General features: G+C 42.8%; 12 protein-coding genes. All 12 read right to left on the bottom strand.

Going from position 1 to position 12,555, the window contains the following annotated elements:
• Position 1: 1 nt before the first annotated feature.
• A complete protein-coding gene (locus HYR79_04495) occupies positions 2-730 on the bottom strand; it encodes a site-2 protease family protein (protein MBI1820949.1) in 729 nt (242 codons plus the stop codon).
• The gene (gene oadA / locus HYR79_04490) at positions 730-2,601 is read right to left on the bottom strand and encodes a sodium-extruding oxaloacetate decarboxylase subunit alpha (GenBank protein ID MBI1820948.1); all 1,872 of its coding nucleotides are present in this window, start codon (positions 2,599-2,601) and stop codon (positions 730-732) included. Before oadA ends, HYR79_04495 begins: the two co-directional genes overlap by 1 nt.
• A 6-nt stretch (positions 2,602-2,607) precedes the next feature.
• Positions 2,608-4,062: an acetyl-CoA carboxylase biotin carboxylase subunit gene (accC, locus tag HYR79_04485; protein ID MBI1820947.1), complete on the bottom strand. Its 1,455-nt coding sequence runs from the start codon at positions 4,060-4,062 to the stop codon at positions 2,608-2,610.
• Positions 4,063-4,241: 179 nt separating this feature from the next.
• Positions 4,242-6,161, bottom strand: a complete 1,920-nt coding sequence (locus HYR79_04480) for a penicillin-binding protein activator (GenBank protein MBI1820946.1) — start codon at positions 6,159-6,161, stop codon at positions 4,242-4,244.
• A gap of 9 nt (positions 6,162-6,170) precedes the next feature.
• On the bottom strand, positions 6,171-6,926 hold the full coding sequence (locus HYR79_04475) for a hypothetical protein (GenBank protein ID MBI1820945.1): 756 nt from the start codon (positions 6,924-6,926) through the stop codon (positions 6,171-6,173).
• A 40-nt stretch (positions 6,927-6,966) separates the two neighbouring features.
• Positions 6,967-7,917, bottom strand: coding sequence for a hypothetical protein (locus HYR79_04470; protein ID MBI1820944.1), 951 nt, complete (start codon positions 7,915-7,917; stop codon positions 6,967-6,969).
• 870 nt (positions 7,918-8,787) lie between these two features.
• Complete coding sequence (locus tag HYR79_04465) at positions 8,788-9,330, bottom strand: RHS repeat-associated core domain-containing protein (protein ID MBI1820943.1); 543 nt, start codon at positions 9,328-9,330, stop codon at positions 8,788-8,790.
• The gene (locus HYR79_04460) at positions 9,266-9,892 is read right to left on the bottom strand and encodes a hypothetical protein (protein ID MBI1820942.1); all 627 of its coding nucleotides are present in this window, start codon (positions 9,890-9,892) and stop codon (positions 9,266-9,268) included. The genes HYR79_04465 and HYR79_04460 overlap by 65 nt, the downstream gene beginning before the upstream one ends.
• Before the next feature lie 244 nt (positions 9,893-10,136).
• Entirely contained in the window at positions 10,137-10,397 is a 261-nt protein-coding gene (locus HYR79_04455) for a hypothetical protein (GenBank protein MBI1820941.1), read from the bottom strand.
• A 308-nt stretch (positions 10,398-10,705) separates the two neighbouring features.
• Complete coding sequence (locus tag HYR79_04450; protein ID MBI1820940.1) at positions 10,706-10,927, bottom strand: hypothetical protein; 222 nt, start codon at positions 10,925-10,927, stop codon at positions 10,706-10,708.
• Positions 10,917-11,111 carry a hypothetical protein gene (locus tag HYR79_04445; protein ID MBI1820939.1) on the bottom strand — a complete coding sequence of 65 codons (195 nt, stop codon included), beginning with the start codon at positions 11,109-11,111 and terminating at the stop codon, positions 10,917-10,919. The genes HYR79_04450 and HYR79_04445 overlap by 11 nt, the downstream gene beginning before the upstream one ends.
• Before the next feature lie 113 nt (positions 11,112-11,224).
• Positions 11,225-12,349 carry a hypothetical protein gene (locus tag HYR79_04440; protein ID MBI1820938.1) on the bottom strand — a complete coding sequence of 375 codons (1,125 nt, stop codon included), beginning with the start codon at positions 12,347-12,349 and terminating at the stop codon, positions 11,225-11,227.
• Positions 12,350-12,555 lie beyond the last annotated feature (206 nt).

The following is a 12,555-nucleotide window of genomic DNA, read 5'->3' as shown; positions in this document are numbered from 1 at the left end:
CTTATACCATGAAAGGGTCGACCCCTACAAAAAACCACGAAATCAAATGCATGGTTCTGAAAATCAGATGGGATGTCAGTCCCAGGGGATCGATAAAAATCAATAAAATAACAATAAAAATTCCGAACGGTTCCAGTTGGCTCAGCAGATTTGAAAACCTAACCGGGAGAAGGCCCACCATGACCCGTCCTCCATCCAACGGGGGGATCGGAATCATATTAAAAACCGCCAGAAGCACATTCCATTTGACCGCTGCAAGGAGCATTAAACCAAGCGGAACCGTAATCGCCATATCCAGTTGCGACCAGGTGGAAAAATGATTTGAGGAGTGAATATAGGCAAAGATGCCCGGATAAATTCCGGTCAGAAAACGAAAAAGCAGCCCCGCGATCAAAGCAATCCCCAGGTTTATGCCGGGGCCTGCCGCGGCAACCAAAATCATGTCTCTTTTCGGATTTCTTAAATTTCCAAAATTAACAGGCACCGGTTTGGCGCCTCCGAAAATAAACGCCCCCCGTGAAAGAATGAGGGTCATGATCGGAAAAATGACGGTCATCATCGGATCAATATGAGGAACCGGATTTAACGTCAGTCTGCCCTGAAGCCGGGCTGTGGGGTCTCCTAACTTATTAGCCACCCACCCATGGGCCGTTTCATGCAGGGTAATGGCAAATAAAATCGGTATTGCCGAAACCGCAATCTGGGCGAAAATCGGATAAAATGCCTCCATTAACCAGCCCGAACCATGACGAGAACCTCATCCGGATTAATCTTATCGCCTTCGGTGACATAGATTGCCTTTACCTCTCCTGCAATCGGGGTGTGGACTTCATTTTCCATTTTCATGGCCTCAACGATCAAAACGGTATCCCCTGCGCGGACTTTATCCCCCACCTGGATATTAATTTTCATCACCGTTCCCGGCATGGCCGCGGTGATATCACCCTGCTGGGCGGCTCTCGGCCGGGTCGATCTTCCGCCTACTTTTTTATCGATTCGCCCTTCTTCGCTTGGAACAATTTCGACTAGAGACTCAACCATCACCTCTTCAAGCTGATTATCGAGATAAATGAAATAGGGTCTGCCTCCTTCTCCCTGATGCCCCATTCCGCCCACTTTTACATGGTACGTTTCGCCATGAACCTTAATATTGAACTCACTCGGAGCGAGTACCGGAACAGGAGGCGCGGCCTGATCATTTTTAACCGGCTCGTTAATCGGTTTATTGATCTGGCCTTTTTCTCTCAAAGAAAAAAATTCGAGGGCTATTTTCGGGAATAAGGTATAGCTGATCAAGTCTTCGATATTTTTTATTTTACCCTTTAGTTCTTGCTGATTTTTTTCGAGCTCGGGTTCAAGATAATCCGCCGGCCTTCCTTCAATGATCTCTTCGTCCGAAACGGCCCTCTTTCTCACCTCTTCATTCATGGGGGCCGGGGGTTTCCCATACAACCCCTTGAGAAAATTCCGTGTTTCGGTCGTGATCACCTTATAACGCTCCCCGGTCAAGACGTTCAAGGTGGCCTGCGTCCCGACGATCTGGCTGGCCGGTGTGACCAGAGGAGGATATCCAAGATCTTTTCTGACCTTCGGAACTTCATCGAGGACCTCTTTCATTCTCCCGAGAGCTTTCTGTTCGTTGAGTTGGGAAGCCAGATTTGAGGTCATTCCCCCGGGAATCTGGTAAATCAAAACATTGGGATCCACCCCTGTAAATTCAGACTCATAAATCTTATATTTTTTCCGGATCTCCCTGAAGTACTCCGCGATTTCCGCCAAAAGGTTTAAATCCAAACCCGGATCATACGGGCTTCCCTTTAAAATATTCACGAAAACTTCCGTTGGCGGCTGAGAAGTTCCGTTCGCCAGGGAAGAAATCGCGCCATCGATAATATCAATCCCGCCTTCAATGGCTTTAATATTTGTGGCAACGGCCATCCCGCTGGTATCATGGCTATGCAGATGAAGCGGCACTGACGTTGATTTTTTAATTTTTTCAACCAGATGGGAGGCGATATAGGGCGATAAGATTCCTGCCATATCCTTTATGCAAATCGTGTCAGACCCCATATCTTCCAGCCTTTTCGCCAGATCCACAAACGTGTCGATTTGATGCACCGGGCTAACCGTATAACACAATGTTCCTTCTACTTTTCCACCATATTTCGTCACCGCTTTAATGGCCGTTTTGATATTCCTGAAATCATTTAAAGCGTCAAAAATACGAAGGATTTGAATGCCGTTTCCGATGGCCGTCTCGACAAATTTTTCAACAACATCGTCGGCATAATTACGATATCCGACGATATTCTGGCCTCTCAATAACATCTGGAAAGGCGTTTTCGGCATGACGATTTTTAATTTCCGAATTCTTTCCCAGGGGTCTTCATTTAAATAACGAAGAGCCGCGTCAAACGTGGCTCCCCCCCACATTTCAACCGACCAGTAGCCGACCTGGTCTATTTTGGGAGCAATGGGGAGCATGTCTTCAGTTCTCAACCGGGTTGCGATCAGGGACTGATGCGCGTCCCGAAGCGTCGTGTCTGTAATTTTTATCGGTTTTTTAGGCGTTTTCGGATTCAACGGGGTTCCCTTGTTCATCATGTTTTATGAATTGATGACATGGACATTCATTCTGGAATGGGCCACAATTGCGGCGGAAATAGCCAAAACAAGATCTCTCCGGTCTTCTTCTTTGCCATACACCAGCCGGTCAAAATTATTTTGAATGTAGTTGGTATCGAACGATTTATTCCTAAACATTTCATCGCGCATGATTTTTTTATAAAGGGGAATGGTCGTTTTGACCCCCCGGATGACATATTCATCGAGGCACCGGTACATCCGGTCAACCGTTTCTTCCCAGGTCCACCCTTTGACGGTCAACTTGGCCAGCAAAGAGTCATAATAAGGAGGAACCGTATACCCACTGTAGACGTTGCCATCAATGCGAACCCCGAACCCTCCAGGAGAATAATAGGCCGTAATTTTTCCCGGTGTCGCCATAAAGTTTTTTAAAGGATCTTCAGCATTGATCCGGCATTCCATCGCATATCCTTGAAATTTGATATCTTTCTGTTGGCAGGATATTGGCTCCCCGGCCGCCAGTTTTATCATCTCCTTGACAATATCGACGCCGGTCACTTCTTCGGTCACGGTATGTTCCACCTGAATCCTCGTATTCATTTCCAGGAAGTAAAAATTCGAGTGAGCGTCGACCAAAAACTCCACGGTTCCGGCAGTTACATAATTTGACGCTTTTGCGGCCGCAACGGCGGTTTTACCCATTTTTTTCCGTAACGCTTCGGTCAGGAGAAGGGAGGGAGCGATTTCAATCAATTTTTGATGACGCCTTTGAATCGAACAATCCCGCTCTCCGAGGTGAATAACGTTTCCAAAACAATCGGCCAGGATCTGGAATTCAATATGATGGGGCGCCTCAAAATATTTTTCCAGATAGACTTCCGCGCTTCCGAAAGCTGTCTGAGATTCCATCTGGATGATGGGATAATGTTTTTTTAAATCTTCTTCGTTGAAACAGACTCGAAGACCTCTCCCCCCCCCGCCGTTGGAAGCTTTTAGAATGACCGGGAATCCGATTTGACTCGCCGCCTTAACGGCATCTTCCGCCGAATCCAGAGATTCAAGAATTCCCGGAACAATTGGAATTCCCGCCTTTTTCATGGTTTGCCGGGCCTGAATTTTATTTCCCATCTTTCGGATGGTTTCAGCGCCGGGTCCTATAAATGTGATGCCATTTTCTTCACAGGCCCGGGCAAAATCGGGATTTTCAGCCAGAAAACCATAACCCGGATGAATCGCATCGGCTCCCTTTTGTTTGGCCAATTCAATAATTTTATAGATATTAAGGTAACCGGCAATCGGGCCGGGGCCCACCAAACAGGCTTCGTCCGCCTTTTTGACATAGAGGGTCGTCGCGTCAACCTCGGAATGAATCGCGACGGTAGAAATTTTCAGCTCTTTGCAGGCCCGAATGATCCTCAGGGCGATTTCTCCCCGGTTCGCGATCAAAATTTTATTAAATAAGGATTTTTTCGTCATTTTATTCAGGGGCCTGTGTCACGTTGCTTCACTTTAGCCCAAGAACAGCGATAGAAAGTTGTCATTGCGAGCGAAGCGAAGCAATCTCGCCATCGTGAACCGAGATCGCCACGCACCCTGCGGGCGCTCGCGATGACAGGCAAAACAAAGAGTTACAAATCCTATCGCTGTTCTTGGGTTTAGTTTATTTGTTGTAACCTACCATTTTTAATCTGTAGAATAAAGGGCTTTTTTTCGCCCTCTCCATCCGGACTGAAACGGTTTATTCCGGAAACGCCCTCAAAGCCGGTGATTCCCAGGAGCGAATTTCTGACCTGATTGCCCGTCGTCGCGCCATTTTTCAACGCTTGAAGAATCAGTTCCATTGCGTCGTAACTCTGAGCCGAAAAAATGGTCGGTTCGCTCTGAAAATATTTTTGATATTTCTGGACAAACCGGGAAACAACAGGTGAAGGAGATTCGTTAAAGAAACCGTCCACAAAAATCCCTCCCTCAAGGTATTTCCCGCCCGCCTTGAGGAAATCAGAAGAATTCCACCCGTTGGCGCCTAAAAAAGTTACTCCCGTCACATCGAAGAAGGCCATTTGAGAAGGAATGAGTCCTGCTTTAGTCCCTTCTCCCGGCAAAAAAACTGCGTCAAAACCAGGGGTATATTCCCGTTTGATTTGGTTTTTAAATTCTTTCCCGTCTGTTTTATCCCCCTCAATCCCGTATTTTGACAGATCCGTTTTAATAAGGTGTTTAATCTGCAAAGAAAAATCGGAAGTGTCCGGCGAATAAGTCTCCACGGCGATGATCTCTCCTCCCAAACGGGTCGCCTCCGCCGAAAACACCCTGGATAACTCTTCTCCATACGAATTGTTAGGATAAAAAATAACAAACCTTTTTAGCCCGCCCTGGGTAATGGCATAATCAGCAATTTCTTTTGCCTGAACGGCGTTTGTTAGAGCGTTTCTAAACAAAAATTTCGACCGCATCGTAATCCCTGAATGGGTCGCCGTTGGCGTAATAAATGGAAGGGAGAAGGTATCCGCAAGGCCCGACAGACTTTCGAATTCTTTGCTCAAAAGGGGGCCAATGGCCGCTTTAGGGGAGTACTCTTTAATCCAGGCTTCGATATCAGCCGCGTTTTTACCGGGTTGATTTCCTAACTCCTTAAAAACCAAACCAATAGAATCGTCATTGGTTGTTTTTTGGTATTCCCATAATGCCAGATTGACGCCATTGATCACCTGATCGGTGATTTCTTCCGCTTTTTTCAAAGAAGGAACCAAAACTCCGATAATCGTCTTATGTTTTTTTGCTTTTTCAGATATGGCGTTGAGTTTCTGCTTCAGCAGGTCAATGTTTTCACGTTTTGGAAATATTTCGAGGAAGTGTTTAATCGTTCTCTCTAAATGAAAGGTATCCTTCTCAGCGTCATAGATCGAAATGAGCTGTAAGTAAGCATCATCTCCCGGAAAACCCCTGGGATACTGGTCAATAAGGATTTCGAGATCTTTTTTTCCCAATTTTTCCTGAATCACGCTAAGAATCTTATTACGCACCCCTTGTTGTTCGGCAGAGTTCGCAAGAATTCTTAATTTTTCAAGAAGGATCCCGATGCCCTTAACCCATTCCTCTTTCCTGACGCTGATCTCGTAAAGTTTGTCATAAATTTCATTTTGTTTCTGTGGGTCCGTGGTCTCTTCGGAAAGTTCTTTAAACAGGGATTGAGCCTGGTCCCACTGACCCAAATCAAAAGAAATATAGGCCACCTGGGAAAAAGCCTGCGGATAATAAGATGAGCCCTGGAAATGGTCTACAATTTGTTGATAAGACTCTTTTGCCTCCAAAAGATGACTCCGTTTAAAATGAGCTTCTCCCAGAAAAAAGCAGGCTTGATCTCTTTTCAAAGAATCCGGAAATTTACCAATAAAATCGGTTAATTGAATGATCGCGTTATCAAAGTCCCCCCCCTGAAACGTATTCAAGGCGGTTCCTAATGCGAGGGTTTCATCCGCCACGGGAGGGGCACCCCATCCCATCGGAGGAAAAACCAGATAGAAAACACCAAAACAAAAGCATATCTTAAAAAACAAAACCGTTAATTTACGCATGGATTACCCTTAAGAATTAAATTTGATATAGTTGGTAGGAAGACTAGAGCCATTTCCAGAATATTCAATTCGGTCTAAGTAAATTTGGCCATTGGTTATATCTTTGTTGTAGACAAAATTCATAAAGTTTCCGTTCGTATCGATTACCTTATCCAGACACCATTTGAAAATCTGCGCTGAATTAGAGGGATTATCCTGGCGCGAAGCTGAGCTTTCTCCAAAAAGATATATCACTCCGTTTTTATCTTGAACTTCCCATCCTTGAGTTAGAGGGGTTATTCTATAAAACTTCCCTTCGATCTGGGCCCGATACTCTCCATTGGAAATAGGCACAAGTTCGACGTTATAACCCGGTAACCGTAAAACAAAGTCTGCTGAAGCATAGTCAAGCCCTAATCTGGTCTTGCGCTCAATCGATCCCACTTCCAGTTCCCAGCCCAAACCTATCCAGCCATTTCCATTTCCACTGCGATAGGTCAGGTTTAAGTCAGGAGCCATCCCTTTTCGGCCCGGAGGAACCTCTATTGGCAGGTTATATGACAATGTGCCTGTAAATTGATCTTGCGTACTGGTGTCTCCTCTTTGGATATAATCCCCGGGAGGGATGGACAAAGTCAGTTGAATTGCATTATCGGTCAGTTCAGCATGACTATTGGTTATGAAAAGGAAAGAGGGAATAAAGAAACAAAAAAAGGTAAATAACAGAGCTTTTTTTCTTATGAATGAGTTTGAATTAATCTTAAATGAACCGAATTGTTTCAACATAAATCCTCATAATTTAAAAGCCAATTTGAATAAAAACAATTTATTGAATTTGACTTATAAAAGCCCTAGTCTCAACGACTTGGTCTATCACTTTATTTTTTTCAATTTTAGGGCCAAAAATGGATTTACTTTCCATTTTACTTAACTCCTCAAATACAGGAATCCGGTCTTTAAGCACAACTTCTCCATTTTTATCAATCATTTGAAACTCGACTTCCACTAGACAGGTTGCGTTATTTAAATTTGTCACGGAGACATACCACAATATTTGTATTGATTCGCCATAATCAAACCCTTTTTCCCATTTAACTTCATTTATCTTTATTAAATCTTTTTGGCATTTTGGTGATGAGGGTTGACTGACAATCGGTATCTTTTTAATACTTGCCAAAACCCGGTCAATTTCCTTCTCATAAAGGGAATACTTTTCTTTAATGATACTAAACTGAATCGTGATCAACCCCTGCGGAGAATACAACTGGGTTACATGAAGGACCAAATTACAATCAGATCCTGAACCAAAAGGGGTACAGACTACGGTTTGGATCCCTTTCCAATCGCTAATCGACACAGTTCTTGATTGATGGACCTTTGCTTTTGATCCGCCTTTAACCTGTTGCTCTAATGTTTTTAGTTTCTTTGTAAGGTCTTCTGAATTTGGAATTTCAGTAAAAGACTTATCAAATTCTATGAATAGACTCAGCAAAGTTGGATCAACATTCAGTTTCTCAGGAACAAAAACCACTACACGGTTATCTTTATTTTTCTGATGGGACTCCTTTGTAAGTTCATCGGAGCCCGCTTCATCCATCCTCCATCCACCCGGAGGGGTAATCGAAAAACCAAAGTCTGGTTCTGAAAAGGTTTCCAAATCATACTTGGGAGTGGCGTCCACAGTTTTTAACCTCATAAATAAGCCAGTCACCATAAAAATGAAAACTGGAAAAAACATCACGTTCAAATTAATCTTTTTAGGGTCGAATAGATTCATTAATTCACCTATCGTCTTTAGGTTTATTGGCGGAACCCGCGTTTACTTTTTCGTGTCCAAACACTTCTTTGTACGCCTCAGGAAGCAATTCCTGAAGAAGTTTGCCACCTTGTCCTCGTATGCCCAACCGGAAACCGCCGAAAGAACAACCATAATAAGAACAATAAAAACATTACGCATAGACGATTCCTTTGCCCTTTCCAAAGGAAGATTCCTATTACTGGTCTAGTGTGGGATAGGTAATCTGAAAGACCAGCTTTCTAATCCGTCAACTGTTGGGCGGCTTTTTAAGGTAGACTCCAATCCCTTCCAATTGCTTGACGGGATCCCACTCAGGAGGGGGATGACTAATTCCAGTTTCTTCATTCCTCCATTTCATCCCTTTTTTTATCCATACTTTCCGCCATTGCTCATATGAATAACCTTGAGCATCGTCTGTATACCCGAACTCAAAATCACAAGAAGGGCATATCTCGTAAGAACCCCCGCCTGATTCACTTCGAGGAAGTTCATTAAGATTTGGAAATCCACAGACCGGACATGTGTAAATCATGGACTCTTTCCCTGAAAATTAAAGGGTTCAACCCCTGGTTGTCGATCAAAATAGCTTGGACTGGGAGGTTTAAAAAACGTCGCCGTGGTTCCATCGGGGTTAAAGGCAAACGAATTAGTCTCCGAATCATACATTCGAATGACCCCGGTTTTAGGATCTATCTTGGTTGGCAAGCCTTGTATTTGACCTTGTTTAAAGAAATCTGATGCTTTTTGAGCATATTCCGCTTCGCTTTTGGCACCAAAATCAGCCGCGTGATCCTTGAAATGAATCTCAAGGGTCGCTGGATTTCCCCATGTTTCAAACTTACTTGCTAGCTATTTTGTGCCCTTGGCGAGACTGTTTGAACCAATAGGAACAGGAGATTCTGCTTGAATAATTTCTCCAACTGTTGCCTTTACCCCCGCTTGTATTCCTTCTTTTACAAATGCCGAGGCCCCGGCAAATCCTATTGTGGCACCGGTTACTAAACTCCCAAAATGGTCTAAAACAGATGGGCTTTGAACAATTTCATTTTCAGTTTTAGGGCCATTAGCGATATCCGGGGTGTGAAAGGCATCCCAGGCAAATGCAGCCGCACCTGCGACAAGGAAAGGAATAAATGCAAAATGACCGTTCGGATCAACAAATTTAACCGGATTATCTAATGCATGACTGTAGCGGTTGAGTGTTTGAGGGTTTTCTAGACGTGGATCAATCGTATCCGGGCTAATAAACCTAGCCAAAATCGGATCGTAATACCTCGCGCCATAAAAATATAACCCCGTTTCATCATCATATTCCTGCCCGGTAAATTTATGATGAACGTCTATGGAAGCAATGGGCTTCGCTCTTATCTCTCCATACGGGTAATAGGCCAGATATTCGGAAACCGCTCCATTCTTGAGTAAGGGGTCTTATTCTGTAAAACTGACCGTCCTCAATCAACGCATGATACTCCCCATTAGAAACCGGCACAATTTCTCCACTCATTCCTGGCATCCGTAACACAAAATCGGTAGAGGTTGAAGCATAATCAAGCCCTAACCTGGTATTACGCTCTATTGAGCCGACTTCCAGTTCCCAACCGAATCCAACCCATCCATCGCCATTGTTGCTACGATAGGTCAGATTTAAGTTTGGTGCCATCCCGTTTCTCCCTGGAGGAGTTTCAATAGGAATATTGTGTTCTAAGGTTCCGGTAAATATTCCCGCAATACTCGTCTTCCCGCGATTATCAATTCCATCGGGAAATATGGATGAAGAAGATTGAATATTCGTGAAAAAATCATCATCAGCATAACTATCCATTATGCTAAATAATGATATAGCCAAGAATCCAAGGAGGAAGAATAATTTGGATAATTTTCTTTTTATAGATTGCCTGTTAATAAAATATAAAAGACTTTCCATAATCCTATACATACCTTCTTTCCCCGTCATGATTCCTCATCTTTGGAATTACTTTTAAAATAAAAATGAATTATTATGCCCACCAACGTGCTGGATTTCCAAGTTTATCCCATCGAAAGTTCTTAGGTATTTTCTTCGTTAAATTTCCATTTATCATGAGTTACAATGATTTGGCTGATATCCTCTTCTGTGAATGGTATATCTTTCATTCCTTTAATGCCCGTTATACATGCTGACTGAAGAACTATTACTTTGTCATATCTTTCCCCACTCTTTAGACTCCAATCCCTTCCAATTGCTTGACGGGATCCCACTCAGGAGGAGGATTGCCGATGCCAGTTTCTTCATTCCTCCATTTCATCCCTTTTTTTATCCATACTTTCCGCCATTGCTCATATGAATAGCCTTGATCATCGTCGGTATACCCGAACTCAAAACCACAAGAAGGGCATATCTCGTAAGAACCCCCGCCTGATTCACTTCGAGGAAGTTCATCAAGACTTGGAAATCCACAGACCGGACATGTGTAAATCATGGACTATTTCCCTGAAAATTAAAGGGTTCAACCCCTGGTTGTCGGTCAAAATAGCTTGACTGGGAGGTTTAAAAAACGTCCTCGTTGTTCCATCGGGGTTAAAGGCACCAAACGAATTAGTCTCCGAATCATACATTCGAATGACCCCGGTTTCAGGATCTATCTTGGTTGGCAAGCCTTGTTTTTGACCTTGTTTAAAGAAATCTGATGCTTTTTGAGCATATTCCGCTTCGCTTTTGGCACCAAAATCAGCCGCGTGATCCTTGAAATGAATCTCAAGGGTCGCTGGATTTCCCCATGTTTCAAACTTACTTGCTAGATCTTTTGTGCCCTTGGCGAGACTGTTTGAACCAATAGGAACAGGAGATTCTGCTTGAATAATTTCTCCAACTCTTGCCTTTACCCCCCGCTTGTATTCCTTCTTTTACAAATGCCGAGGCCCCGGCAAATCCTATTGTGGCACCGGTTACTAAACTCCCAAAATGGTCTAAAACAGATGGGCCTTGAACAATTTCATTTTCAGTTTTCATCCATCCTCCACCCGGTTGGGGGGATAACGGAAAAACCAAAATCTGGTTCTGAAAATGTTTCCAAATTATACTTGGGAGTGGCGTCCACAGTTTTTAACCCCATAAATAAGCCAGTCACCATAAAAATGGAAACTGTAAAAAACATCACATTTAAATTAATCTTTTTAGGGTCGAATAGATTCATCTCTTCACCTATCGTCCTTACATGCGTGAAAGTCTTGCAATCACGTATTAAATGAAACGAATCTTTTCAACATAAAACCTCATATTTTAAAAACCGACTTAAATAAAAACGATTTATTGAATTTGACTAACGAGAGCTCGAATTTCAACGACTCTTTCTAACAATGCTTTTTTAACATCTTCAGTATCCGAAACTGATTTGCTCTCTTTTTTCTTTAGTTCTTTATAACCCAAGGACTGGGTCTTAACTATAATTTCTCCATTTTTATCAATCATTTGAAAAACGACTTTCACCATGCAAATCGTGTCGTTTAAATTAGTTAAATTAGCCTTTATCAAAATCTCTATGGAAGAAAGGTAATCCATTCTTTTTTCCCAGTTCACTTCCGTAATTCTTATTGCATTTTTCTGACATATTGGCAAAAGTGGTTTGCTAACCATGGGAATCTCCTTAATACTAGTCAAAACCTGATCCACTTCTTTTTCATAGGACGGGTACTCTTCTTTACTGATATTAAATAAAATTGTAATCATCCCCTGAGATGAATACAGTCTTGTCACGTGTTGTACCAGGTTGCATGTGGGTCCGCTTGGATAAGAAGTACACATTACGGTCTGGATTCCTTTCCACCGACCAATCGACAATGTCTGTGATTTATAGACATTTCTATCATCCTTCGAACCTCCACCATACTCCATCTCCAATTGGCTTAAGTCTTTTGTAAGACCTTCCAAATCAGGAACTTGCACGTTGGACTTATCAAACATAAGCATTAAATTAAGGTGCATTGGCTCAATATTTCGTTTATCAGAAATAAAAACAACACCGTAATTATTTTTATTGTTTTGATGAGTCTGAGAAGTAAGCGTTTCGGACCCATCTTTATCAATAACCCATCCATGAGGAGGAGTTATCGAAAAACCAAAATCTGGCTCTGAAAAATCTGCCAAATCATTCTTAGTAGCTTCTGCAACTTTTAAACCTGTAAATAACCCGTATGCCACAAAAACTGTAAAAAACGTCAAACTCAATTTAAAATTTATATAGTCAAATATATTCATCAACTCACCTATCATTTTCTTTAATAGCGGGACCTGCGTTGACTTTTTCATTTCCAAAAACTTCTTTGTACGCCTCAGGAAGCAATTCCTGAAGAAGTTTGCCACCTTGTCCTCATATGCCCAACCGGCAACCGCCGAAAGAACAACCATAATAAGAACAATAAAAACATTACGCATAGACGATTCCTTTGCCCTTTCCAAAGGAAGATTCCTATTACGGGTCTAGTGTGGGATAGGTAATCTGAAAGACCAGCTTTCTAATCCGTCAACTGTTGGGCGGTTTTTTAAGGTAGACTCCAATCCCTTCCAATTGCTTGACGGGATCCCACTCAGGAGGAGGATTGCCGATGCCAGTTTCTTCATTCCTCCATTTCATCCCTTTT

The organism is Nitrospirota bacterium, assembly GCA_016178585.1.
GTDB lineage: Bacteria > Nitrospirota > Nitrospiria > JACQBW01 > JACQBW01 > JACOTA01.
The sequence above is the reverse complement of the archived record's forward strand: the minus strand, read 5'-3'. Positions and strand labels throughout refer to the sequence as shown.

Bases quoted from the DNA above. Each gene is read 5' to 3' on its own strand.
- HYR79_04475 (MBI1820945.1), bottom strand. From the start codon at position 6,926: ATGTTGAAACAATTCGGTTCATTTAAGATTAATTCAAACTCATTCATA.
- HYR79_04450 (MBI1820940.1), bottom strand. From the start codon at position 10,927: ATGAAAACTGAAAATGAAATTGTTCAAGGCCCATCTGTTTTAGACCAT.
- HYR79_04480 (MBI1820946.1), bottom strand. From the start codon at position 6,161: ATGCGTAAATTAACGGTTTTGTTTTTTAAGATATGCTTTTGTTTTGGT.
- HYR79_04470 (MBI1820944.1), bottom strand. From the start codon at position 7,917: ATGAATCTATTCGACCCTAAAAAGATTAATTTGAACGTGATGTTTTTT.
- accC (MBI1820947.1), bottom strand. From the start codon at position 4,062: ATGACGAAAAAATCCTTATTTAATAAAATTTTGATCGCGAACCGGGGA.
- HYR79_04445 (MBI1820939.1), bottom strand. From the start codon at position 11,111: ATGAATCTATTCGACCCTAAAAAGATTAATTTAAATGTGATGTTTTTT.
- oadA (MBI1820948.1), bottom strand. From the start codon at position 2,601: ATGAACAAGGGAACCCCGTTGAATCCGAAAACGCCTAAAAAACCGATA.
- HYR79_04440 (MBI1820938.1), bottom strand. From the start codon at position 12,349: ATGCGTAATGTTTTTATTGTTCTTATTATGGTTGTTCTTTCGGCGGTT.
- HYR79_04455 (MBI1820941.1), bottom strand. From the start codon at position 10,397: ATGATTTACACATGTCCGGTCTGTGGATTTCCAAGTCTTGATGAACTT.
- HYR79_04495 (MBI1820949.1), bottom strand. From the start codon at position 730: ATGGAGGCATTTTATCCGATTTTCGCCCAGATTGCGGTTTCGGCAATA.
- HYR79_04460 (MBI1820942.1), bottom strand. From the start codon at position 9,892: ATGACGGGGAAAGAAGGTATGTATAGGATTATGGAAAGTCTTTTATAT.